Source organism: Rathayibacter sp. AY1G1 (genome assembly GCF_002932095.1).
GTDB lineage: Bacteria > Actinomycetota > Actinomycetes > Actinomycetales > Microbacteriaceae > Rathayibacter.
Window position 1 is genome coordinate 91,396 of sequence record NZ_PSUZ01000012.1, and the last position, 23,819, is coordinate 115,214.

Genomic DNA, 23,819 nt, shown 5'->3' on the forward strand with positions numbered 1-23,819 from the left:
GCCGCCACTCCTCCCGCCTCGCAGCAGCACGCGACCACCGCGGAAGGCGCGGATCCGACGGCACGTGCGCGGCGCTCAGCCCAGGACGCCGATCAGGACCGCCGACACGGCGACGGTCGCCGCGAGCCCGGTCGTCCGCGAGCGGCGGCGCGCCGGGTCCTCGAACCACGGCAGCCCGTCCCAGCGCAGCACGGCGCCGGCCGCCCCGGCCGCGGTGAGAGCCACCAGCACGGCCCAGGGGAGCAGCGTCAGCGCCGACCAGTCGACGAGCGCCCGCCCGAGCAGCAGCACGGCGACGGCCTCGACGCCGCGGGCGAGCGTCCGGACGCGGTCGCGGTCGAGGAACCCGGCCGCCCGGCGCCGGGGGATGCTCCCCAGGGCGAAGCGGCCGACGGTGAACGCGACGACGAGCAGGACGAGGATCGAGGCGATCATCACGACTCCTCCCCGGCGCGCTGCAGCAGGCGCAGACCGAGCTCGTCGACCGAGCTCGCCGTGTCCCCGTTGACGAACACGGCTAGGCCGCGCTCCCGGTCCATCGCGAGCATCGTCGAGTAGCCGGAGGTCCCTCCGTTATGCCAGGTCACGGATCCGCCGTCCTCCGACTCCGAGGTGAACCAGCCGAGGCCGATCCGCGCCCCGTCGGCGTCGAATCGGGGATCCAGGACGCTCGCCGCGGGCACGCCCAGCGCGGGGTCGTCGGTGAGGAGGGCCTGCGCGTAGCGGGCCATGTCCGCCGCCGTGGAGCGGACGCCGCCCGCCGGCGCGTAGCCCGCCATCGTCCACGCGTCGACGGACCGCCCGCTCGCCGAGAAGCCGGTCGGCGCGTCGGCGGGGAGGGCGTCCGCGGTCTCCGGGACGGAGGTCGCGGACATCCCGAGCGGAGCGAGGACGCGCTCGCGGAGGAGGCCGGCGTAGTCGCGGCCCTCGGCGCGGGCGAGCGTCTGGCCCAGTACCGCGGCACCGAGGTTCGAGTAGGCGTGCACGTGCTCGCCCTGGTCCGCCTCGGCTGCCTGCCGGAGGACGTCGTCGGCCGACCAGCCCGCGTAGGGGTCCGTGCCGCGCAGCTGGGCGACGAGCGTCGAGGCGAGGTCGCCGATACCGGTGGGGAGTCGCGGCAGGCCGGAGCGGTGGGTCGCCAGCTCCTCGAGCGTCCCGGTGAAGCCGCCGACGTCGGCGTGCTCCGCGGCGGGGTCCTCGAGCCCGACCGTCCCCTCGGAGGCGCTCCGGGCGAGGAGGAGCGCGGTCATCGTCTTCGTGACCGATCCGATCTCGACCTCGGTCCGCTCGTCGGCTCCGAGTCCGCCGTAGCGCACGCCGTCGGGCGTGATCACGGCCGCGACGAGGTGGTTCCGCGCCCCGTCTCCGACGTCGGTCCGGAGCCACCCGGCGATCTCGGCGTCGCCCGTCGCCTCGGTCGAGAGGGTCGGAGCGGAGGGACGGAGCAGCACTCCGCCGAGCAGGACGACGGCCGCGGCGGAGGCGGCGGCGAGGGCGAGGCGGCGGCGGGTCATCGGGGTCCTCCGGAGGCGAGCAGGATCACGAGCAGGGGGACGAGGCGCTCCGGCGGGACGCCGTAGCGGCCGCGGCCGCGCGCCTCCAGCCAGCCGGCGGCGACCAGCTGGTTGACGTGGTGGTAGATCTGCCCGGTGGTACCCGCGCCCTCGCTCTCGGCGAGCTGCGCGACGGTCTCGACTCCGCCGGCCACCGCCTGCAGGAACCGCAGGCGCACGGGGCTGCCCAGCGCGGCGAGCGCGGTCGGCCCGGGGCTCGCTCCCCAGTCGCGCTCGAAGAACGCGTCGGTGCTGAGGCCGTACTGCCACTCGACGGGGCCGGCCGGAGTGGCGACCGAGCCGGCGAAGACGACTCCGCCGGGAGAGGGCACGCGCTCGCGGAGAGCGGTCAGGGCCCAGAGCGGATCGTCGGCGGCGGGCGCGGCGGGGGTGTCGGCGCGCTCGAGGCGGTCCAGCCGCGCTCGGAGCTCGTCGACCTCGCCGGCGAGGTCTCGGGAGGAGGTCATGCCTCCACTATTGCAAACATTCCGTAATCACGGAACTCCGGAGCGGAGCCGGTACCGCAGAAGTCGCGGTGGTCCAGCTCGACCACCGCGACTCCTGCGGACTCGGATCGCCCGGAGGCTCAGCCGAAGTGGCGCGGCAGCACGGCGCCGTTCACCGAGCGCAGCTCGTCCAGCGGCAGCGTGAAGAGACCCTGCACCTCGACCGCGGGGGTCGCCGCGTCGGTCACGCCGATGCGCAGCACCGGGTAGCCCCGGCCCTCGCAGAGCCCGCGGAACTTCACGTCGTCCTCGCGCGGCACCGACACGAGCACACGGCCGGTCGACTCCGAGAACAGCGCGGCCGTCGCGTCGACGCCGTCGCGCTCCATCAGCTCGTCGAGCCAGATGCGCGCGCCGACGCCGAAGCGCAGCGCGGACTCGGCCAGCGCCACCACGAGCCCGCCGTCGGCGAGGTCGTGGGCGGAGGCGATGAGCGACTCCTTCGCGCCCGCCGAGATCAGCTCGGCCAGCGCGCGCTCGGCGGCCAGGTCGAGCTGCGGGGGCAGCCCGCCGAGGTGGTCGTGGATGGTGCCGGCCCAGGCGGAGCCGTCGAGCTCGTCGCGGGTGGTGCCGAGGAGGTAGAGGTTGTCGCCCTCGTCCTGCCAGCCGGAGGGGATGCGGCGCGCGACGTCGTCGATAACGCCGAGGACGCCGACGACGGGGGTCGGGAAGATCGGCACGTCGCCGGTCTGGTTGTAGAACGAGACGTTGCCGCCGGTGACGGGGATCTCGAGCTCGAGGCAGGCGTCGGCGAGCGCGCCCACGGCCTCGCGGAACTGCCACATCACCTCGGGGTTCTCGGGGCTGCCGAAGTTGAGGCAGTCCGAGACGGCGACTGGGGTCGCTCCGGTGACGGCGACGTTGCGGAACGCCTCGGCCAGCGCCAGGCGGGCGCCCTGCGCCGGGTCGAGCTGGCACCAGCGCCCGTTCGCGTCGGTCGCGACTGCGAAGCCGAGGCCCGACTCCTCGTCGACGCGGACCATGCCGCCGTCGTCGGGGTAGCTGAGCGCGGTGTTGCCGAGCACGTAGCGGTCGTACTGCGAGGTGATCCAGCTCTTGTCGGCGAGGTTCGCCGAGCCCAGCAGCGCCAGGGTCTCGGCGCGCAGCGCGTCGCCGCCGGTCGAGCGGGGCAGGCGGGAGGAGGAGTCGGCCTGCAGCGCGTCGAGCCAGGAGGGGTACTCGATCGGGCGCTCGTAGACCGGGCCGTCGACCGCGACGGTGCGCGGGTCGACGTTGACGATCTCCTCGCCGTGCCAGTTGATGATGAGGCGGCCGGAGTCGGTGACCTCGCCGAGCACGCTGGTCTCGACGTCCCACTTGCCGACGACCTCGAGGAACGCGTCGAGCTTCTCGGGCGTGACGACGGCCATCATCCGCTCCTGCGACTCCGACATGAGGATCTCCTCCGCCGTGAGCGAGGGGTCGCGCAGCAGCACCGAGTCGAGCTCGATGAACATGCCGCCGTCGCCGTTGGAGGCCAGCTCCGAGGTGGCGCACGAGATGCCCGCGGCGCCCAGGTCCTGGATGCCCTCGACGAGGTCCTTGCGGAACAGCTCGAGGCAGCACTCGATGAGCACCTTCTCGGCGAACGGGTCGCCGACCTGCACCGCGGGGCGCTTGGTCGGTCCGCCGTCGGCGAAGGTGTCGGAGGCGAGGATCGACGCGCCGCCGATGCCGTCGCCTCCGGTGCGCGCCCCGAACAGCACGACCTTGTTGCCGACGCCGCGGGCGTTCGCGAGGTGCAGGTCCTCGTGGCGGAGGACGCCGACGGCCAGCGCGTTGACGAGCGGGTTGCCCTGGTAGACCGAGTCGAAGTAGGTCTCGCCGCCGATGTTCGGCAGGCCGAGGCAGTTGCCGTAGAAGGAGATGCCGGCCACGACGCCGTGGACCACGCGCGCGGTGTCGGGGTCGTCGATCGCCCCGAAGCGCAGCGCGTCCATGACCGCGACCGGCCGGGCGCCCATCGAGATGATGTCGCGGACGATGCCGCCGACCCCCGTCGCCGCACCCTGGAAGGGCTCGATGTAGCTCGGGTGGTTGTGGCTCTCGATCTTGAAGGTGACGGCCCAGCCCTCGCCGACGTCGACCACTCCGGCGTTCTCGCCCATGCCGACCATGAGGTTCTTCTTCATGGCGGGGGAGACCTTCTGCCCGAACTGGCGGAGGTACATCTTCGACGACTTGTAGGAGCAGTGCTCGCTCCACATCACCGAGTACATCGCGAGCTCGCCGCTCGTGGGGCGGCGGCCGAGGATCTCGCGGATGCTCGCGTACTCGTCGGGCTTGAGTCCGAGGGCCGCGTAGGGCTGCTCCCGCTCGGGCGTCGCCTCCGCGTTCGCAGTGGTGTCGGGAACGGCGGTGCGGCTGTCTGCCATGTGCTGGAGGCTCCAGGGGAGGGGGACGGGATGCGCGTCGATCCTACCCGCCGCGGTCGCCGGGGTCCGGGCCCTCCGGTGGAGCGGTGCGGGCACCGGCGCCTAGGATCGGGCGGGTGAAGCGGGCGGCTCTGATCGGGACCGTGCTGTGGGGGCTCTACCAGTGCTTCGGGAACCTCGGAGCGGCGAACATCTCGTCGGACGAGCCCGTGTACCTCGCCGCGGGCTGGGACTACCTGCACGGCGACGTGAGCGCGAACCTCGAGCATCCGCCGACGGCGAAGTACCTGATCGGGCTCGCGCAGGTGCTGCTCGGCGAGGGGCTGCTCGCGGGCAGGATCGCCGCCGGCGCGGCCGCGTTCCTCACCGGGGTGGTGCTCTGGCTCTGGTTCCGGCGCGAGCTCGGCCCGACGCTCGCGCTCGTCCCGGCCGGCCTGTTCCTCCTCCTCCCGCGCACCGCCGTGGGCGCCGGCACCCGGATCGACCGCCTCGCGCTCCTGGAGCCGTTCATGGTGCTCTTCGCCGTCGCGGCGATGGCGGCGGCGTGGACCTGGTCGCACGCCTCCCCGGGCAGGCGGAGCGGCTGGCTGATCGCGCTGGCCGGTGCGCTGCTGGCGCTGTCGGTCACCTCGAAGCTGACCACCGCGGTCCTCGCGCCCGTGCTCCTGCTGCCGCTGCTCTGGTCGGGGAGCAGGGCCCGGGCTCTGCGGGGCGGCCTCGCCCTCTCCGTCGCGTTCGTCGTCACCGGGGTGCTCGCCTACCTGCCGGTGCACCCGGTCGAGGCGATCCGGTACCTGCTCGAGTTCCAGTCCGAGCACAACGCCGACGGCCACCTGATCGAGGTCGCCGGGACCGCGTAAGTCTTCCCTCCGTGGTGGGCGAACCTCTGGTTCATGGTCGTCGGCATCGGGCCGGCGGCGCTCGCCGTGCTGCTCCTCGGGACCCTGCTGGCCCTGCTCGCTCCGCGGCGCCGCGCGCTGGTGCTCTACCTGGGCGCCGCGACGCTGCTCCTCCTCGTGTTCCACCTGGCGATCAGCTCGGTCGCGCTGCCGCACTACTACGCGGCGTGGGCGTGGCTCCTCTGCGCGCTGGCGGGCATCGGCATCGCGGAGGCGCTGCGCGGCGGGATCGTGCTGCCCGCACCCCTCGCCCGCGGCGTCGGCGCGGTGCTGGTGGCTCCCTCGTGATCGCGATCGCCACCTCGGCGGGGATCGCCCAGGAGCGGCCGACCGGGATCGCGCGGGTGGCCGACGTGCTGCGCGAGCGCGGCCTCGACGGCGGCCTGGTCCTCGCACAGGGCATGTCCTCGGGCGTCTACGTGCCCTACCTCGGCGACCGGGTGACGACCGATCCGTCGTCAGCCGGGATCGTCGCCATCGCGATCGAGCGGTCGGCGCGCTTCCCCGTCGATCCGCGCGTGTCCGCCTACCTCGAGTCGGCGCGGCCCGAGACGGTGCGGCTCGACGACCTCACCCTCGTGCTGGTCGACGGACCGCTGCCGTGACCGCTCACTTCGAGCGGCAGGCCCCCGGATCGACGGCATCCGTCAGCGAGGCGGCCTGCTCGACCACGGGAGTGAGGACCGAGAGCGGGATGGCGTAGCCGACGTTGTCGACGGAGGCGGCCTTGCCGAAGACGACGCCCGACACGGTGCCCTCGAGAGAGAGCAGCGGGCCGCCCGAGTTGCCCTGGTTGACGACGGCGGCGAGGGTCAGCACCTCCCGTGAGGTCGGTGCTCCGTCGACCATCAGCGAGACCGTGGCGTCGGAGGAGATCTCGGCCGAGCCGAGGGTCAGCGGGCCGCCGAAGGGGTAGCCCGCGACCACGGCGTCGTCCCCGGCGGCGACGGCGTCGTCGAGCGGGAGCGGAGAGGCGTCGAGCCCGTCGACGGCGATCACGGCGAGGTCGGCGGCCGGGTCCAGGTAGACGACGCGGCCGGTGCGCGGGGCCTCGCCCGGCGCCTCGACGACCGGCTGCGAGACTCCGCCGACCACGTGCGCGTTGGTGATCACGCGGTCGTCCGAGACGACGAAGCCGCTGCCCGTCACTCCGACGTCGCAGGCCCAGGCCGTGCCGGAGACGCGCACGACCGAGCGGGTGGCGGCGGCGACCTCCGGGTCGTCGGTCGAGACGTCCGGGATCGCGGGCGCCTGGGTGGGAGCGTCGAGCGCCTCGACGACCCAGGACGTGCCCTCGTCGACCACGGTCGACTGCAGTTGGGCGAGGAAGGCGCGGACGGGGGAGGGGGTGAGGTCGTCGATCGTGCGGATGACCGTCGATCCGGCGACCGAGGTCGTGACGAGGGGGACGCCGAGGAGGGAGACGGCCGAGGTGACGGCGATCCAGACCAGGCCGGAGATCGCGACGCCGGCGACGCCGCCGGCGAGCCGGTCGAGCAGGCCGAGCTTCACGCGGTCGGCTCCGCGGCCGATGACCGCGCCGAGCGTCGCTCCGATCGCATAGCCGACGCCCAGCAGCAGCACGGCGGTGCCGATCACGGCGAGCAGGCGCCACTCGCTGCCGGCCGTCCACGACGAGACGGCGGGCACGGCGAACGAGGCGCCGATCGCGCCCGCGACGATCCCGGCGAGACCGCCGAGGGTCCGGAGCAGGCCGCGCCGCAGACCGTCGACGAGCGCGCCGATGAGGCTCAGCACGACGATGACGTCGACGATCACGGATGCACCCACGCGGAACTCCTGCCGGTGTCGGGGACGGGTCCTCCAGCATGACCGACGCGGGATGCGCGGACGCCCGGAGGCGGCTGGCAGTCCGCGGCGGCTGAGGTGCGCGGGACGGCGGCGGCGCGGGAGCCGGACACCGCCGGCCGCGCGCTGCCGCCGGCCGGGCGCTGCAGCCGAGCGGGCGGTGCCTCTTAGAAGAACGAGATGCAGTACGGCGTCGCGATCGGCGCGAACAGGCGGTCCATCCGCCCCGCCTCGCCCGTGACGCGCGCCAGCCCGGCCTTCGCCAGGATCGACGGCCGCACCGAGCCCAGCAGCAGCGAGCCCAGGTCGGCCACGTCCAGCGCGAGCTCGGCCTCGTCCCCGGTGCGCTCCACGGTGGCGGAGCCGCCCGAGGCGGTGAGGCGGTAGCGGCCGTCGGCGAGCCCGAGCCCGTCGGCCACCTCGACCACGACCGAGCCGTCAGCGGTCCACGGCCGGGCCGAGAACGCGGCGGCGACGTCGAGGATCCGCAGCCAGATCAGGTCGCCCACGTGGCTCACCTGCACCACGCGCGCGTCGCGGAGCGCCCAGGTCAGCGGATCGTCCACCGGCGCCATGTCCCAGGTCACCGCGGAGGCGAGGTCGACCGCGCCGAGGTAGCCCCAGAGCGCGAGGTAGGCGTCGGCGCCGGGGGCGACGAGGTCGACGATCTCGAGGGTCTTGTCGTCCTCGGGCCCGACCGCGCGGTAGGTCACGAAGCCGTCGAGCGTCCCCTCCTCGTCGAGGTGGACGGCCGAGCGGACGTCGAGGCCGGGCGTGGTCTCGCCGGACGCGGTGCCGACGGAGTTCGCCTCGTAGCGCGACTGGCGGGTCAGCGAGCCGGGGGTCGACGCCTGGAACGCGGCGAACACCGCGGGGATGCGTGGCTGCAGCCAGCTCGTCGCGACCACCTCGACGCGGCCGGCGGGCTCGGTCTGCAGGCCGAAGCGCGGCCCGGTGTCGACGCGGATGGAGCGCGTGAAGGCCGAGCGGCCGAAGCCGAACCGGCGGTAGATGGAGGCCTCGCTCGCCGTGAGCGCGGCGACCGGGGTGCCGGCCTCCTTCGCCAGGCGCAGGTCCTCGGTGATCATCGCGCGCAGGATGCCGCGGCGCCGGTGCGTGGGCCGCACGGTCACCTGCGACACCAGGTGCGCCGGCAGCTCGCGTCCGCCGCCGACCTGCAGGGCCCCGGGGAACGCCGCGTAGGTGCCGACCGGCACGCCCGCGCCGTCGAGTCCCTCGGGGGCGGAGGAGTCGACTACCGCGGTCAGCACGCGCTGGTCGGCGACCATGTGCTCGGCCCAGTCCCGCAGCTTCTCCGGCGTGAACTCCTTCTCGTGGAAGCCCGCGTTGATCGCGGTGGCCCACGCGGCGGTGGCGGCGTCGGGACCGCCCTCGTCGTTCAGGGCGGCGGGGAAGCGGCGGAGGTCGAGACCGGTGAGAGGCATCCGTCCAGCCTATTCACCCGGAGTGCGCGGGGGCTGAACCGGTGCGCGAACGGTCACTGCGACAGGCGCGCCCGTAACGCCGACCGCCGTCAGAGCACGGTCCACCGCTTCTCGAGCGCCGCGTCCACCGCCTCCGCGAGCTCGTCCAGCCGCCGGGAGTCGAGGCGCCCCGGGTCCGCGGCCGCCCGGATCCGCCCGCTCATCGCCGCGATCGCCGAGCGCCGCCGCGGCAGGGTCGCGGTGAACGCGCAGTCGCGCAGCAGCACCAGCAGCTCGCCCGCCCGGCCCTGCGCCTCCGCGAGGACCTCGAGCCGCCGCTCGAACGGCGACTCCGGGACCGTCACGCGCAGGAACCCGTCCGGATCCTGGAACGCCGCCGGCGGATCCGGGACCCGCGCGAGCAGCGCCAGAGCGGCGCCCAGCTCGTCCAGACCGCCCACGTGCGCCAGCTCCCGCAGCCGCGAGTCCAGGTCCTCGGCCGGCCCCGCCCCGAGCTCCACCGTCCGCAGCACGAGCGCGTCGAGCCGGCGCTCCTCCTCCTCGCCCGGGACCGACGGAGTCGCCGACCACCACGAGAGCACCGGAGTCGCGGCCACCGCGTGCTCGCCGATCCGCCGCTCCAGCGCGATCAGCAGGTCCTCCCGCGCGGCGAGCGCCACCAGCGCGTCCACGTCGACGTGGAGCAGGGTGCCCGAGGCGGGCGGCGCCACCAGCCGGCGTCCGGAGGGAGGGACGGTCTCCGCCCGCGTCCTCGCCCCGGGTCCGCGCTCGCTCGCCCGCAGGATCTCCTCCTCGAGGGTCCGCCGGGGTCGTCGTCGTCCGCTTCCGCGCGCCATGCCGTCACGCTACCGTCGGCCGCATGACCCGGTTCCTCGCCCTCCTCCGCGGAGTGAACGTCAACGGCCGCACCGTCCGCAGCGCCGAGCTCGCCGAGACGGTCGCCGGGATCGGCGTGGACCGGGTGCGGACGGTCCTCGCGAGCGGCAACGCGGCCTTCGACTCCGACCGCCCGGCCGCCGAGCTGAAGCCCGCGCTCGAGGCGGCGCTCGCCGAGCGGTTCGGCTACGACGCCTGGATCGTGCTCGTGACGCAGGAGGCGCTCGCCGCGGTGCTCACCGCCTACCCGTTCCCGCGGATCGACGAGGAGGCGCATCCGTACGTCGTCTTCGGCTCGGACGAGGAGGCGCTCGACGCCGCGCAGGCCGCGATCGGCGAGCCGGATCCGGCGGTCGAGCTCGTCGCCCGGGGTGCCGGTGTCCTCTACTGGCGCTGCCCGCGCGGCTCCTCGACGGACACTCCGGTCGCGCGGATCCTCGCCCGCTCCGCCTACCGCTCGAGCACCACGACCCGGAACCTGCGCACCGTCGAGAGGCTCGCGACGGCCTGACGTCCGCGGCCGTGGCAGGGCCGTCTCCGGGCTCGGCGAGCGGCACCTCGGGGCGCCTCCGACCTCGGGAGGCGAGGAATCGGGGCTGAGAGCACGCACATTCTTTGGTTAGGCTGTCCTTAGTGGCGGTCCACTCGGACCCTGCGCCGCCTCCCGCACAGCCTCTCGAAAGGGACCCATGCCCCGCGCCACCACGCCCCTCGCCCTGCTCGCCGCCACCGCGCTGACGATCGGCCTCGCCGGCTGCAGCGGCTCGGCCGCCGGAGACGACGCCGCCGCCGACAGCGGCTTCACGCCGATCACGATCGAGCACGCTCTCGGCACCACCACCATCGAGTCGGCGCCCGAGCGTGTGGCGACGGTCAACTGGGCCAACCACGAGGTCCCGCTCGCGCTGGGCGTGGTCCCCGTGGGCATGGCCGCCGCCAACTTCGGCGACGACGACGGCGACGGACTCCTCCCCTGGGTGAGCGAGAAGCTCGACGAGCTCGGCGCCGAGACCCCCGTCCTCTTCGACGAGACCGACGGCATCGACTTCGAGGCCGTCTCGGACACCGACCCGGACGTCATCCTCGCCGCCTACTCCGGCCTCACGCAGGAGGACTACGACACCCTGAGCGAGATCGCCCCCGTCGTCGCCTACCCCGAGACCGCCTGGGGCACCTCCTGGCGCGACATGATCACGCTGAACAGCGAGGCGATGGGCAGGGCCGACGAGGGCGCCGCCCTGATCACCGAGCTCGAGGGCGAGATCGAGGAGAAGGTCGCCGCGCACCCGCAGCTGGCCGGCACCTCGGCGATGTTCCTCACCCACGTCGACCCGACGGACCTCAGCCAGGTCAGCTTCTACACCTCGCACGACACCCGCCCCGCGTTCTTCGAGGACCTCGGCATGGCGACCCCGGGCAGCATCGCCACCGCCTCCGCCGCGACCGACAAGTTCTCGCTCACGCAGAGCGCCGAGCAGGCCGACGCGTTCAGCGACGTCGACGTGATCGTCACCTACGGCGACGACGAGCTCGTGAGCACCCTCAAGGCCGACCCGCTGCTCTCGCAGATCCCCGCGGTCGCCGACGACGCCATCGTGCGCCTGCCCTCCACCCCGCTCGGCACCGCCGCCAACCCGACGCCGCTCTCGATCTCGTGGGTCCTCCACGACTACCTGGACCTGCTCGACGAGGCCGCCGCCAAGGCCGCGCAGAGCACTCCGGCCGCCTGAGCCGGGATCCGACCCGCGTGACCCTCGCCGCTCCTCCCGCCGCCTCGGGCGTCGCCGCCGTGCGCCGCCCGAGGCGGCTGCGCGCCCTCTGGCTGCTCGCGGCCGTGGCCGTGCTGCTCGCCGCCGCCGTGGTGTCGGTGCTGGTGGGGTCGCGGGAGGTGGCGTGGAGCGACGTGGTCGCCGCGTTCGGCGGGTCCACGGACGGATTCGCGCTGGCCGCGGTCGCCAAGCGCATCCCGCGCACCGTGCTCGCCGCGATCGCGGGCGCGGCCCTCGGCGTCGCCGGCGTGCTGATGCAGGGGGTGACCCGCAATCCGCTGGCCGACCCCGGCATCCTCGGGGTGAACACCGGAGCCTCGCTCGCGGTCGTGACGGGCATCGTCTTCTTCGGACTGACGAGCTCCGCCGCCTACGTCTGGGTCGCGATCGGCGGGGCCGCGGTCGCCGCGGTCTTCGTTTACACGGTCGGGTCGCTCGGGCGCGGCGGCGCGACTCCGCTCAAACTCGCCCTGGCCGGGGCCGCCACCTCGGCCGCGCTGGTCTCGGTGATCAGCGCGATCGTCCTGCCGCGCGCCGACATCGCGGGCGGCATCCGCTCCTGGCAGATCGGCGGAGTGGGCGGCGCCACGTCCGCGAGCATCGCGCAGGTGCTCCCCTTCCTCCTGGCCGGCCTCGTCCTCTGCGTGCTCTCGGCCAAGAGCCTCAACACCCTCGCGCTCGGCGACGAGCTCGCCGCGGGCCTGGGGGAGCGGGTCGCCCTCGCGCGCGGCGGGGCCGCCCTGGGCGCGGTCGTGCTCTGCGGAGCGACGACCGCGGTCACGGGGCCCATCGGCTTCGTCGGCCTGGTCGTCCCGCACGCCTGCCGCCTCCTCGTCGGCGTGGACCACCGCTGGCTGCTGCCGTTCTCGGCGGTGACCGGCGCCGTGCTCCTGATCGCCGCCGACATCGTCGGCCGCGTCGTCGCGCGCCCGAGCGAGATCGACGTGGGCATCGTCACCGCGCTGGTCGGCGCCCCGGTGTTCATCGCGATCGTCCGCCGCCAGAAGGTGCGCGAGCTGTGACCGCGCTGCTCGAGGCGCCCTCCGCCACCGCCCGCGCCGTCGCGGCCGGCCGCCGCCGCCGCGGGGCCCGCCGCCGGATCGTCGTCGCCGTGCTCGCTGTCCTGATCGCGGCCGTCCTCGCCGTCTCCCTGCTGGTCGGCCAGACCGTCTACTCGCCCGACGAGGTGCTGCGCGTGATCCTCGGCGAGCAGGTCCCCGGGGCAAGCTTCACCGTCGGGCGCCTCCGCCTCCCGCGCGCCGTCCTCGCCCTGCTGGTGGGCCTGTGCTTCGGGCTCGGCGGAGTGAGCTTCCAGACCATGCTCCGCAACCCGCTCGCCAGCCCCGACATCATCGGGATCAGCGCCGGGGCGAGCGCCGCCGCGGCCTTCGCGATCGTGACGCTCTCGCTCGGGGCGGCGCAGGTCTCGGCCCTCGCGATCGTCGCGGGACTCGTGGTCGCCCTGCTCGTCTACGCCCTGTCCTACCGCAGCGGAGTCGCCGGCACCCGGCTGATCCTGATCGGCATCGGGGTCGCCGCGATGCTCGACTCCCTCACCGCCTACGTGCTCTCGCAGGCCGCCGCGTGGGACCTGCAGGAGGCGTCCCGCTGGCTCACCGGGAGCCTCAACGGCGCGAGCTGGAGCGAGGTCGTGCCGGTCCTCGCCGCGGTCGTCGTCCTCACCCCCGTCCTGCTCTCGCGCTCGCGCGACCTCTCCGCCACGCAGCTCGGCGACGACACCGCCTCCGCGCTCGGCATCCGCGTGAACGCCACCCGCCTCGTCGTGATCGTCGCCGCGGTCGGGCTGATCGCCTTCGCGACGGCCGCCGCCGGCCCGATCGCGTTCGTGGCCTTCCTCTCCGGCCCGATCGCCGCCCGCCTGATCGGGCCCGGCGCGTCGCTCCTCATCCCCTCGGCCCTCGTCGGCGCGCTGCTCGTGCTCGTCGCCGACTTCGTCGGGCAGTTCGGGCTGGGCCTGCGCTACCCGGTCGGAGTGGTCACCGGCGTCCTCGGGGCGCCGTACCTCGTCTACCTCATCGTCCGCAGCAACAGAGCGGGAGGCTCACTGTGACCACCGCGCACACCCTGACGGCCGAGGGGGTCACCCTCGGCTACGGCGACCGGACCGTCGTCGACGGCCTCGACCTCGTCGTCCCGCCCGGCCGCATCGCCGCGATCGTCGGAGCGAACGCCTGCGGCAAGTCGACGCTCCTGCGCTCGATGTCGCGCCTGCTCGCGCCCCGCTCCGGCGCCGTGCTGCTCGACGGCAGGGCCGTGCACCGGACGCCGGCGAAGCAGCTCGCCCGCACGCTCGGCCTCCTCCCGCAGTCGCCGATCGCCCCGGAGGGCATCACCGTCGCGGATCTCGTCGGCCGCGGCCGCCATCCGCACCAGGGGATGCTGAGCCGCTGGAGCGCCCACGACGACGAGGCCGTCGCGACCGCGCTCGACGCGACCGACACCGCCGCCCTGGCCGACCGCTCCGTCGACGAGCTCAGCGGCGGGCAGCGCCAGCGCGTCTGGATCGCGATGGCCCTCGCGCAGGAGACCGACGTGCTGCTGCTGGACGAGCCGACCACCTTCCTCGACGTCAGCCACCAGATCGAGGTGCTCGACCTGCTCGTCGACCTCAACCGCACCCGCGGGACGACGGTGGTGATGGTGCTGCACGACCTCAACATGGCCGCCCGCTACGCCGACCACCTCGTGGCCATCGCGCACGGCGCGGTGCACGCCTCCGGCACCCCGGCCGCGGTGCTCACCGAGGAGACGGTGCTCGCCGTGTTCGGCCTCGACAGCCGCATCATCACCGACCCGACCTCGGGCACCCCGCTGATGCTCCCCCTCGGGCGGCACCGCCTCGCCCCCGAGCGGATCGACGCCCCCGGCGGCGCGCAGATGACGGACGTGTAAACGGTTCCACACGGCGGCCGGGGGGCGTATACGATACCTGCAGTCCGCGGCGGACGACCGTCATCGGCGGAACCGCCGAACGCCTGCCCCCGATCAGAGGTCCTCCCCGCCGTGACTGCATCCCCGACGCGCCCCGACGCCTCCGCCCTCCGCGGCGTCCGCGCGCTCCTGTTCGACCTCGACGGCGTGCTCACGCCGACCGCCGACGTCCACATGCAGGCCTGGTCGCGGCTGTTCACGGAGTACCTCTCCTCGCGCGGGATCGCCGAGGGCTACACCGACGCCGACTACTTCCGGTACATCGACGGACGCCCGCGGTACGACGGCGTCCGGGCGCTCCTCGCCTCGCGCGGCATCACCCTCCCCGAGGGCGCGCCCGAGGACGACCCGTCGCTCGAGACCGTCTGCGGGCTCGGCAACCGCAAGAACGACGCCTTCAACCGCACCCTCGCCGAGACCGGCGTCGCTCCCTACCCGGGCTCGCTCCGCTTCGTCGACGCCGCGATCGCCGCGGGCGTGCAGGTCGCCGTCGTCACCTCCTCCCGCAACGGCGTGCCGGTGCTCGAGGCGGCCGGCCTCCGCGACCGCTTCGAGGTCGTCGTGGACGGGCTCCTCGCCGCCGAGCGCTCGATCGCCGGCAAGCCCGCGCCCGACACCTACCTCTACGCGGCCGAGCTCCTCGGCCTCCCGGCCGCCGAGTGCGCCGTCCTCGAGGACGCGCACTCCGGAGTCGCGGCAGGCCGCGCGGGCGGCTTCGGCCTCGTCGTCGGCGTCGACCGCGGAGTCGGGGCCGACACCCTGCTCGAGCACGGCGCCGACCTGGTCGTGGACGACCTGGCCGAGCTGCTCCCCTTCCTCCCCACCGCTCCCGCCCCCGAGGACGCCGCATGAACCCCATCACCTCCGACCCGCTCGACCGGAACCGCTTCCCGATCGACGAGTGGGCCCTCGTCGAGACCGAGTTCGCCTCCGAGCTGCAGGGCCGCACCGAGACGCTCTTCGCCACCGGCAACGGCTACCTCGGCCTCCGCGGCAACGTGGAGGAGGGGCGCGACGGCTACGCCTACGGCACCTTCATCAACGGGTTCCACGAGACCTGGCCCATCCGCCACGCGGAGGAGGCGTTCGGCTTCGCCCGCGTCGGCCAGACCATCGTCAACGTGCCGGACGCCAAGATCATCCGCCTCTACGTCGACGACGAGCCCTTCGTGCTGAGCGAGGCCGACGTCCTCGCCTACTCGCGCCGCCTCGACTTCGCGAACGGCGTGCTCACCCGCGAGCTGGAGTGGCGCACCCCCTCCGGCAAGCGCGTCCTGATCCGCTCGCGCCGCCTGGTCTCGTTCACCGACCGGCACCTCGCGATCCTCGACTACGAGGTCGAGATGCTCGACCACGACGCGTCCGTGCTGATCTCGAGCCAGATCCTCAACCGCCAGGACGGCGTCGACGAGTACCACGCCCCCTCCGGCAGCGAGGGGGCCGGCTTCGACCCGCGCAAGGCGGAGTCGTTCGAGGACCGCGTGCTCCAGCCGCGCCTCAAGCGCGTCAGCGGCACCCGCTACCTCCTCGGCTACCGGACCACCAACTCCCAGATGACCGTCGCCTGCGGCGCCGAGCACCAGCTCGAGACCGAGAACGAGTGGGACCAGACCTCCCAGATCGACGACGACCTCGCCAAGCACGTCTACCGCGTGAAGGCCAAGGCCGGCCGGCCGGTCCGCCTGGTCAAGACGCTGACCTACCACACCTCCCGCGGCGTGCCCGTGCGCGAGCTCGCCGACCGCTGCGACCGCACGCTCGACCGCGCCCGCGAGACGCCGGTCGAGGAGCAGTTCGTCAAGCAGCGCGAGTGGCTCGACGACTTCTGGACCCGCTCCGACGTGCAGCTGGACGGCCAGCCCGCCATCCAGCAGGCCACCCGCTGGAACCTCTTCCAGCTCGCCCAGTCCACCGCCCGCACCGACGGCGGCGGAGTCGCGGCCAAGGGCGTCTCGGGCTCCGGCTACGGCGGCCACTACTTCTGGGACACCGAGGTCTACGTCCTCCCGTTCCTCAGCTACACGGCGCCCCTCGTCGCCCGGAACGCCCTGCGCTTCCGGCAGAACATGCTCGAGGCCGCCCGGGCGCGCGCCTCCGAGCTCAACCAGCGCGGCGCGCTCTTCCCCTGGCGCACCATCAACGGTCAGGAGTCGTCGGCGTACTACGCCGCCGGCACCGCTCAGTACCACATCGACGCCGACATCTCCTACGCGCTCATGCAGTACGTGGGTGCCACGGGCGACGACGACTTCCTCGCCCGCGGAGCGATCGACATCCTCGTCGAGACCGCGCGGATGTGGGCCGATCTGGGCTTCTGGCGCAGCAACGGCGACGATCACTTCCACATCCACGGAGTGACGGGGCCGGACGAGTACACGACCGTCGTCAACGACAACCTGTACACGAACGTCATGGCCCGGGCGAACCTCCGCTCGGCCGCACGCGCCGTCGAGCTGCTGAAGGCCGTCGAGCCCGCCGCGTACGAGCGGATGGCCGACCGCCTCGCTCTCGACGAGGGCGAGGTGCTCGAGTGGGCGCGCGCCGCCGAGAAGATGCACATCCCCTTCGACGCGCGGGCGGGCATCCACCCGCAGGACGCGGCCTTCCTCGAGAAGGAGCTGTGGGACCTCGAGAACACCCCCGCGAGCAAGCGCCCGCTGCTGCTGCACTTCCACCCGCTGGTGATCTACCGCTTCCAGGTGCTCAAGCAGGCCGACGTCGTGCTCGCGCTGCTGCTGCAGGGCAACGAGTTCACCGCCGAGCAGAAGCGCGCCGACTTCGAGTACTACGACGCGCTGACCACCGGTGACTCGACCCTCTCGGCCGTCGTGCAGTCGATCATCGCCGCCGAGGTCGGCTACAGCGACCTGGCCCGCCACTACTTCCTGTCGGCGCTGTTCGTCGACCTCGCCGACCTGCACCGCAACACCGCGGACGGCATCCACGTCGCCTCGACGGGCGGCGTCTGGAGCGCCCTCGTCTACGGCTTCGGCGGGATGCGCGACCACGGTGGGCGGATCACGCTCGACCCGCGCCTGCCCGACGACTGGGACCGCCTCGCCTTCCGCATCACCCTCCACGGCACGCGCGTGCGCGTCGAGGTGACGCAGACCGAGGTCCTGCTGACGGTCGAGACCGGCGACTCCGCCGCGATCACCGTCCGCGACGAGCGCGTGCACGTCGCTGCCGGCAGCCCCGTGCGCGTCCCGCTCACGCACCAGGGCCGCCGCCTGCACGGCGCGCCGACCACGTCCGACATCGAGGGCACCCGCCGCTCTGACGGCACCGTGATCACCGCCTCGATCCCCACCATCTCGATGACCCCCGAGCCCGAGGTCCTGACCGGGCCCTGAGCGGCTCCGCGAACATCGCCCATCACGCACGAGACCCCCGGCCGGAACCGGGGGTCTCGTGCGTCGCGGGCGGGCGGAGCCGCCCGGACCGGATGCGTCAGGCGGAGGCGAGCAGCGACTTCAGCGCCGACGTGAAGAACGTCAGCCCGTCCACACCCGAGCGCATCGCGGCGGCCGTGTCGGGCCCGAAGCCCTCCTCGACGGCGTGCTCCGGGTGCGGCATGAGCCCCACCACATTGCCGCGGCGGTTGCTGATGCCGGCGATGTCGTTCATGGAGCCGTTCGGGTTGTGGCCGAGGTAGCGGACGACGACGCGTCCCTCCGCCTCGAGCTCGAGCAGCGTGTCGGCCGAGGCGATGTAGCCGCCCTCGCCGTTCTTCAGCGGGATCGTGATCTCCTGGCCGGGCTCGAAGCCGTTCGTCCAGGCGGTCTCGGTGCTCGCGACCATCAGGCGCTGGTCGCGGCAGACGAAGGATCCGATGTCGTTCGCGATCAGGCCGCCGGGCAGCAGGTGCGCCTCGGTGAGCATCTGGAAGCCGTTGCAGATGCCGAGGACCGGGGTCCCGGCGTTCGCCGCGTCGACGACCTCGCGCATGATCGGGGAGTGGGAGGCGATGGCGCCGCAGCGCAGGTAGTCGCCGTAGGAGAAGCCGCCGGGCAGGACGATCGCGTCGACGCCGTCGAGGTCGTGGTCGCCGTGCCACAGCGCGACCGGCTCCGCACCCGCGAACCGGACGGCGCGCTGGGCGTCGCGGTCGTCGAGCGAGCCGGGGAAGGTGATGACGCCGATCCTCATCGGGCGGCCTCCGCCGGGTAGTGGATCCCGACGACGTCCTCGATCACCGAGTTCGAGAGCATCTCGTCGGCGATGCGCTGCACCGAGGCGCGCACCTCGTCGGTCACCTCGTCGACGGTGATCTCGAAGCGCTTGCCCACCCGCACGCCGTGGAGGGCGGAGTGGCCCAGCCGCGCGAGCGCGCCGGCGACGGCCTTCCCCTGCGGGTCGAGCAGCTCGGCCTTGGGCATGACTTCAACGACGATCGTGGGCACCGTGTTCTCCGGAGTCTCGGGGGAGTGCGGTCTTCCGCGCGACCATCGTACCCGCGGGGGTCCCCGCGGTCGGCGGCGCTCAGAAGGTCGTGACGCGGATCGCGTTCGCCCAGGGGTCCTCGAAGGCGAGGGTGCGGCCGTCGTCGCGGGTGGCGACTCCGGAGCGGGCCAGCCGCTCGCCGAGCGCGCCGAGGTCGTCGGCGCCGGGCACCACGATCTCGACCTGTCCGAGGCCGAGGGCCTGCTGCCGGCGTCCGGCGCCCGCCGAGTTCCAGGTGTTCATCGCCATGTGGTGGTGGTAGCCGCCCGCCGAGACGAAGAGCGCCTGCCCGCCGTACGCGATCGTCGTCTCGAAGCCGAGCCGGTCGACGTAGAACTCCTTCGCGGTGGCGACGTCGCCCACGCTCAGGTGCACGTGGCCGACGGAGGCGCCGCCGAGGCGCGGCTGCGCGATCGACTCCTCGGTGAGGTGCTCCTGCAGGAACGCGTTCGGGTCGAGGAAGAGCGTGCTCATCTCGATCCGCCCGTGCGTCCACGACCACTGCGTGCGGTCGCGGTCCCAGTAGAGCTCGACGCCGTTGTGCTCGGGGTCGTCGAAGTAGAAGGCCTTGCTGACCAGGTGGTCGGAGCTGCCGGTGAAGGAGCCGGGGTGCCGGGTCGCGACGCTGTACACGGCCGCGGCGAGCGCCGCCTCCGATTCGAAGAGGATCGCCGTGTGGAAGAGGCCGGCGCTGCGCGGCGAGGCGTGCACCAGCTCGGGCGCGTGCTGGAGGATCACGGCCGGCACTCCGCCGCGGCCGAGCACCGCGACCGGTCCGTCGTGCGAGAGCAGCTCGAGCGTCACGGCGTCGCGGTAGTAGGCGATCATCCCGTCGAGGTCGGCGACGCGGAGGGTCACCGCGCCCATCGCGGTGTCGGGAGCGAGCAGGTCGGGGGAGGAGGTGGTCACGGCGGAGACGCTACCCGCTTTTGGTTGAAGCTACAACCATTCAGAGGGGCGAGCGCTCATAGGAACCGCATAAGCATCGTCCAGGCGGCGCGGGGAGGCCGGGCGTGGAATGGGAACCGGTCGCCGTCAGGGGCGGCCCCGGCACGAGGACGACACCATGAACGAGCGACACGAATCCGACGAGCGAGAGCTCACCGACCAGCCCGCCATCACCGAGGCGACGGGCGCCGACGAGGTGCGCGCGCTGCGCGCGGACGACCGTCGTCGTCGTCGTCGGGCGCTGATCGCCGGCGGCCTCGGCCTCGCCGTGCTGATCGGAGTGACAGCAGGCGGAGTCGCCACCGCCGGCCGCACCGAGGCGGCCTCCTCCGCCTCGGCCGGCGCCGCCACGATCGTCTACCCCGGCGGCTCGCGGGGATCCTTCGGCGGCGGGTACGTGATCGTCCCCTCCTGGGGCGGATCGACGCAGGGCGGCTCCTCCGCGTACGGGTCGATGCAGGGCGGCTCCTCCGCCTCCGAGCCGGCCACCGGCGCGACCGACGCCGTGGCCGCGAGCACCGCGCAGACCGCCGGCGTGGTCACGATCACCTCCGAGCTCACCTACCAGGGCGCCCGCTCGGCCGGCACCGGCATGATCCTCACCTCCGACGGCATGATCCTCACCAACAACCACGTCGTCGAGGGCGCCACCGCGATCTCGGTCACGGTGGAGTCGACGGGCCGCAGCTACACCGCCCGCGTCGTCGGCACCGACGCGACGAACGACGTCGCCGTCCTGCAGCTGGAGGACGCCTCCGGCCTCACCCCCGCCTCGCTCGACACGGACGGGGTCGCTGTGGGCGACACCGTGACCGCCGTCGGCAACGCGGGAGGGACGGGCGACCTGGTCGCCGCCACCGGCACGGTCACCGGTCTCGATCAGCAGATCACCACCCGCTCCGAGTCGGGGATCTCCGCCGAGACGCTGACCGGGCTGATCCAGACGGACGCAGACATCGTCTCCGGCGACTCCGGCGGCCCGCTCGTCGACTCCGCCGGCCGCGTCGTGGGGATGGACACCGCCGCCTCCAGCGGAACGGCCGACATCACCGGCTTCGCGATCCCGATCTCGAAGGCCCTGGACATCGTGGCCACCATCGAGGCGGGCGCCGACACGGCCACCGTCGAGATCGGCTATCCGGCCTTCCTCGGCGTCTCCCTCTCCTCCGGCACCGCGTCTCCGACTTCGCGCGCGCTCGCGACCACCGCGTCCGGCGCCGTGATCGGCGGAGTCGTCGAGGGCGGGCCGGCCGCGCAGGCGGGCCTCGAGGCGGGGGACGTCGTCACCGCGGTCGACGGGGTCGCCGTCGCCTCGGCCGATCAGCTGTCCGCCTCGCTCGCGCAGCGCGAGCCCGGGGAGTCGGTGACGATCTCGTGGACCGACTCCGCGGGCGCCGCCCGCTCCGCCCAGGTCGTGCTGGTCGAGGGTCCGGTCGCCTGATCGGAGCCTCCGCGTGGCCGCCGGAGCGTTCCCGGCCGTTCACCCGGGCGAGCGCGCCACGCCGCCCGTTGTTTTGATCCGCTCAAGACAACTCGGGTAGTGTCCTCGGCATGACGACAGTGGACGAGCGGCTCCGAGCCTCCGGGCTCAAGGTCACCGCCACCCGGCGCGCGGTGCTCCTCGCTCTCGAGGAGCACCCGCACTCCGGGGTCGACGCGGTCCTGGCCCGAGTGCGCGAGGGCCTCCCCGAGGCTTCGGCCCAGGCGGTCTACGGAGTGCTCTCGGCGTTCACCGACGCCGGGATCGTCCGCCGCATCGAGCCGGAGGGCCACCCCCGCAGGTTCGAGCTGCGGGTCGGCGACAACCACCACCACGTGGTGTGCCGGCGCTGCGGGGCCGTGGCCGACGTCGACTGCGTCGTCGGGGAGGCGCCGTGCCTGCATCCGCAGACCGCGAGCGGCTTCGCCGTGGACACCGCCGACGTCACGTTCTGGGGCACCTGCCCCGACTGCCTGGCCCTGGCCCACTGACCGACATCCGCTACACCGCAGCGGCGGGCCCCGTGCCCCTCGCCGACAGGAGGAACATGACCGAGGAACGATTCACCACCACGAACTCCGGAGCACCGGTCGCGAGTGACGACCACTCGCTGAGCGTCGGAGCCGACGGACCCCTCGCGCTCCACGACCACTACCTCGTCGAGAAGCTGGCCCAGTTCAACCGTGAGCGCATCCCGGAGCGGGTCGTCCACGCCAAGGGCGGCGGAGCCTTCGGACATTTCACCACCACCGCCGACGTCAGCGCCTACACGCGTGCCGCGCTCTTCCAGCCCGGAGTCGAGACCGAGATGCTCGCGCGGTTCTCCACTGTCGCCGGCGAGCAGGGCTCGCCCGACACCTGGCGCGACCCCCGCGGCTTCGCGCTGAAGTTCTACACGAGCGAGGGCAACTACGACCTCGTCGGCAACAACACCCCCGTCTTCTTCATCCGCGACGGCATCAAGTTCCCCGACTTCATCCGCTCGCAGAAGCGCCTGCCCGGCAGCCACCTGCGCGACCACGACATGCAGTGGGACTTCTGGACCCTCTCGCCCGAGTCGGCCCACCAGGTCACATGGCTCATGGGCGACCGCGGCCTCCCCTCCTCGTGGCGGCACATGGACGGGTTCGGCTCGCACACCTACCAGTGGATCAACGCCGCCGGCGAGCGCTTCTGGGTCAAGTACCACTTCAAGACCGATCAGGGCGTCGAGATCCTGAGCCAGGAGCAGGCCGACCAGATCGCCGGTGAGGACGCGGACTTCCACATCCGCGACCTGTCCTCCGCCATCGACCGCGGCGACTTCCCCTCGTGGACGCTGTCCGTGCAGGTCATGCCGTACGAGGACGCGAAGAGCTACCGGTTCAACCCGTTCGACCTCACCAAGGTCTGGCCCCACGCGGACTACCCGCTGATCCAGGTCGGCACCATGACGCTCGACCGGAACCCCGAGAACTACTTCGCGCAGATCGAGCAGGCGGCGTTCGCCCCCTCGAACTTCGTGCCCGGGATCGCGGCCAGCCCCGACAAGATGCTCCTCGCGCGCATCTTCAGCTACGCCGACGCGCACCGCTACCGCGTGGGGACCAACCACGCGCAGCTGCCGGTGAACGCGCCGAAGTCGCCGGTGCACTCGTACTCGAAGGACGGCCCCATGCGGTTCGACTTCCAGAAGTCCGAGGTGCCCGTCTACGCGCCGAACACGATGGGCGGCGCCCACGCCGATCCCGCCCGGGCGGCGGAGTCGGCCGGCTGGGAGACCGACGGCGAGCTGACGCGCGCCGCGGCGACCCTCCACCCGGAGGACGACGACTTCGGTCAGGCGGGGACGCTCTACCGCGAGGTCCTCGACGACGACGCGCGCGCCCGCCTGGTCGCGAACATCGCCGGCCACGTGTCGAAGGTCACCCGTCCGGAGCTGCGGCAGCGCGTGCTCCAGTACTGGGCGAACGTCGACTCGTCGCTCTCGCAGCGCGTCGCCGAGGCGCTCGAGCCCTCGGCTCCCGGTGCGGACGTCTCCCCCGAGGCGGTCGGCATCGGGGCGTAGTCCCGGCATCCCCTCGAGGAGCGCGCGGTACCGGAGCGATCCGGGCCGCGCGCTCCTCGTCGTTTCCGGGGAGGGTCCTTCCACTCGGTGGAGTCGGATCCCGCGCGCGGGTGCCCGCCTCGGTCCGATGCAGCCGGCTCGGACCCCGGATCCGCCCGCGGAACCGGGCGCCGACGGGGAGGACCCCCGATCCCGACACGCCCGGGATGTGCGATTTCGGCCCGTCGTTTGACAGCACCGCGATCGCTGCGTAACTTATTCCGAGTCGCCACAAAGGCCGCAGGGAAACGGAAAGAGCAGCAGCTCCTACGTCCCGGCCTCAATCGGGACCATCCACTCGGCAAGACAGCTTTTCGGAGCAGGTCTGCCGCACGGATGTAAAGCCTTCGCAGGGTCCCTCGGATCCAGCAACTTCGCCGCCCGGCGCAGGACTCAGGTCCTGAACCGAGCAACGTCGGAGCGCCTATGAGCGTGACGGCATCGCGAAGAAGCCGGATTTGACACGGCCTGCGGATGTGCTAAGTTATACAAGTTGCCACGGCGACAGGGAGAAAGAAACTTCTCCTAGTCTACCGAGAAGACGCGTATGACGCAAGCAACATTATCTTCGATCACTTCCGTTGTGAAGCACCGTTCTGGTGTGGAGGCGGGATGTGTCCGATTCTTGAGAACTCAACAGCGTGCACTATGTTCAATGCCAATTTTATACCCCGGCCT

General features: G+C 73.0%; 23 protein-coding genes. 13 read left to right on the forward strand and 10 right to left on the reverse strand.

Annotated elements, in window-relative coordinates:
* Positions 1-75 precede the first annotated feature (75 nt).
* From C5C36_RS08635 to purL, 4 genes are all read right to left on the reverse strand, one after another.
* Positions 76-435, reverse strand: a complete 360-nt coding sequence (locus tag C5C36_RS08635; protein ID WP_104234265.1) for a hypothetical protein — start codon at positions 433-435, stop codon at positions 76-78.
* Complete coding sequence (locus C5C36_RS08640) at positions 435-1,514, reverse strand: serine hydrolase (RefSeq protein ID WP_104309580.1); 1,080 nt, start codon at positions 1,512-1,514, stop codon at positions 435-437. The genes C5C36_RS08635 and C5C36_RS08640 overlap by 1 nt, the downstream gene beginning before the upstream one ends.
* The gene (locus C5C36_RS08645) at positions 1,511-2,020 is read right to left on the reverse strand and encodes a winged helix-turn-helix domain-containing protein (RefSeq protein WP_104309581.1); all 510 of its coding nucleotides are present in this window, start codon (positions 2,018-2,020) and stop codon (positions 1,511-1,513) included. The genes C5C36_RS08640 and C5C36_RS08645 overlap by 4 nt, the downstream gene beginning before the upstream one ends.
* A 119-nt stretch (positions 2,021-2,139) precedes the next feature.
* On the reverse strand, positions 2,140-4,434 hold the full coding sequence (purL, locus tag C5C36_RS08650; protein ID WP_104234263.1) for a phosphoribosylformylglycinamidine synthase subunit PurL: 2,295 nt from the start codon (positions 4,432-4,434) through the stop codon (positions 2,140-2,142).
* Between the two features lie 116 nt (positions 4,435-4,550).
* Here purL and C5C36_RS08655 point away from each other — a divergent pair, with 116 nt between their 5' ends.
* Genes C5C36_RS08655 through C5C36_RS08665 form a run of 3 tightly spaced genes read left to right on the forward strand, consistent with a single transcriptional unit; the run spans position 4,551 to position 5,938 of the window.
* The gene (locus tag C5C36_RS08655) at positions 4,551-5,294 is read left to right on the forward strand and encodes a glycosyltransferase family 39 protein (RefSeq protein ID WP_181133795.1); all 744 of its coding nucleotides are present in this window, start codon (positions 4,551-4,553) and stop codon (positions 5,292-5,294) included.
* A 33-nt stretch (positions 5,295-5,327) separates the two neighbouring features.
* On the forward strand, positions 5,328-5,621 hold the full coding sequence (locus tag C5C36_RS08660) for a hypothetical protein (RefSeq protein ID WP_104309583.1): 294 nt from the start codon (positions 5,328-5,330) through the stop codon (positions 5,619-5,621).
* Entirely contained in the window at positions 5,618-5,938 is a 321-nt protein-coding gene (locus C5C36_RS08665) for a hypothetical protein (protein ID WP_104309584.1), read from the forward strand. The genes C5C36_RS08660 and C5C36_RS08665 overlap by 4 nt, the downstream gene beginning before the upstream one ends.
* A gap of 4 nt (positions 5,939-5,942) precedes the next feature.
* Here C5C36_RS08665 and C5C36_RS08670 read toward each other — a convergent pair whose 3' ends face one another.
* The 3 genes from C5C36_RS08670 to C5C36_RS08680 all read right to left on the reverse strand — a co-directional run bounded on the left by C5C36_RS08670 (position 5,943) and on the right by C5C36_RS08680 (position 9,423).
* Positions 5,943-7,124 (reverse strand): MarP family serine protease, encoded by a 1,182-nt coding sequence (locus C5C36_RS08670; RefSeq protein WP_244230541.1) that lies wholly within the window; start codon positions 7,122-7,124, stop codon positions 5,943-5,945.
* Between the two features lie 185 nt (positions 7,125-7,309).
* Positions 7,310-8,587, reverse strand: coding sequence for a GNAT family N-acetyltransferase (locus C5C36_RS08675; RefSeq protein ID WP_104222746.1), 1,278 nt, complete (start codon positions 8,585-8,587; stop codon positions 7,310-7,312).
* A gap of 89 nt (positions 8,588-8,676) precedes the next feature.
* Positions 8,677-9,423 carry a DUF2254 family protein gene (locus C5C36_RS08680; RefSeq protein WP_104309585.1) on the reverse strand — a complete coding sequence of 249 codons (747 nt, stop codon included), beginning with the start codon at positions 9,421-9,423 and terminating at the stop codon, positions 8,677-8,679.
* A gap of 23 nt (positions 9,424-9,446) precedes the next feature.
* Between C5C36_RS08680 and C5C36_RS08685 the strand changes: the two genes are divergently transcribed.
* From C5C36_RS08685 to C5C36_RS08715, 7 genes are all read left to right on the forward strand, one after another.
* Positions 9,447-9,974 carry a DUF1697 domain-containing protein gene (locus C5C36_RS08685; protein WP_104250654.1) on the forward strand — a complete coding sequence of 176 codons (528 nt, stop codon included), beginning with the start codon at positions 9,447-9,449 and terminating at the stop codon, positions 9,972-9,974.
* A 178-nt stretch (positions 9,975-10,152) separates the two neighbouring features.
* Positions 10,153-11,193, forward strand: a complete 1,041-nt coding sequence (locus C5C36_RS08690) for an iron-siderophore ABC transporter substrate-binding protein (protein ID WP_104309586.1) — start codon at positions 10,153-10,155, stop codon at positions 11,191-11,193.
* A 17-nt stretch (positions 11,194-11,210) separates the two neighbouring features.
* Positions 11,211-12,254 carry an iron ABC transporter permease gene (locus tag C5C36_RS08695; protein WP_104309587.1) on the forward strand — a complete coding sequence of 348 codons (1,044 nt, stop codon included), beginning with the start codon at positions 11,211-11,213 and terminating at the stop codon, positions 12,252-12,254.
* On the forward strand, positions 12,251-13,303 hold the full coding sequence (locus tag C5C36_RS08700) for an iron ABC transporter permease (RefSeq protein ID WP_258060555.1): 1,053 nt from the start codon (positions 12,251-12,253) through the stop codon (positions 13,301-13,303). The genes C5C36_RS08695 and C5C36_RS08700 overlap by 4 nt, the downstream gene beginning before the upstream one ends.
* Positions 13,300-14,145, forward strand: a complete 846-nt coding sequence (locus C5C36_RS08705) for an ABC transporter ATP-binding protein (RefSeq protein ID WP_104309588.1) — start codon at positions 13,300-13,302, stop codon at positions 14,143-14,145. Before C5C36_RS08700 ends, C5C36_RS08705 begins: the two co-directional genes overlap by 4 nt.
* Positions 14,146-14,256: 111 nt before the next feature.
* On the forward strand, positions 14,257-15,036 hold the full coding sequence (locus C5C36_RS08710; RefSeq protein WP_104222739.1) for an HAD family phosphatase: 780 nt from the start codon (positions 14,257-14,259) through the stop codon (positions 15,034-15,036).
* Positions 15,033-17,537 (forward strand): glycoside hydrolase family 65 protein, encoded by a 2,505-nt coding sequence (locus C5C36_RS08715; protein ID WP_104222738.1) that lies wholly within the window; start codon positions 15,033-15,035, stop codon positions 17,535-17,537. The genes C5C36_RS08710 and C5C36_RS08715 overlap by 4 nt, the downstream gene beginning before the upstream one ends.
* Before the next feature lie 97 nt (positions 17,538-17,634).
* On the opposite strand, the gene purQ is transcribed toward C5C36_RS08715, so the two are convergent.
* The 3 genes from purQ to C5C36_RS08730 all read right to left on the reverse strand — a co-directional run bounded on the left by purQ (position 17,635) and on the right by C5C36_RS08730 (position 19,494).
* Positions 17,635-18,333: a phosphoribosylformylglycinamidine synthase subunit PurQ gene (gene purQ, locus C5C36_RS08720; RefSeq protein ID WP_104222737.1), complete on the reverse strand. Its 699-nt coding sequence runs from the start codon at positions 18,331-18,333 to the stop codon at positions 17,635-17,637.
* Positions 18,330-18,587 (reverse strand): phosphoribosylformylglycinamidine synthase subunit PurS, encoded by a 258-nt coding sequence (gene purS, locus C5C36_RS08725; RefSeq protein WP_104222736.1) that lies wholly within the window; start codon positions 18,585-18,587, stop codon positions 18,330-18,332. The genes purQ and purS overlap by 4 nt, the downstream gene beginning before the upstream one ends.
* A gap of 79 nt (positions 18,588-18,666) precedes the next feature.
* Positions 18,667-19,494, reverse strand: coding sequence for a VOC family protein (locus C5C36_RS08730; protein ID WP_104247499.1), 828 nt, complete (start codon positions 19,492-19,494; stop codon positions 18,667-18,669).
* 199 nt (positions 19,495-19,693) lie between these two features.
* Between C5C36_RS08730 and C5C36_RS08735 the strand changes: the two genes are divergently transcribed.
* The 3 genes from C5C36_RS08735 (at position 19,694) to C5C36_RS08745 (ending at position 23,102) form a co-directional block, all read left to right on the forward strand.
* Positions 19,694-21,016, forward strand: a complete 1,323-nt coding sequence (locus C5C36_RS08735) for a S1C family serine protease (RefSeq protein ID WP_258072238.1) — start codon at positions 19,694-19,696, stop codon at positions 21,014-21,016.
* A 110-nt stretch (positions 21,017-21,126) separates the two neighbouring features.
* Positions 21,127-21,546, forward strand: a complete 420-nt coding sequence (locus tag C5C36_RS08740) for a Fur family transcriptional regulator (protein ID WP_104222735.1) — start codon at positions 21,127-21,129, stop codon at positions 21,544-21,546.
* Between the two features lie 56 nt (positions 21,547-21,602).
* Positions 21,603-23,102: a catalase gene (locus C5C36_RS08745; RefSeq protein WP_104258068.1), complete on the forward strand. Its 1,500-nt coding sequence runs from the start codon at positions 21,603-21,605 to the stop codon at positions 23,100-23,102.
* Positions 23,103-23,819: the final 717 nt, after the last annotated feature.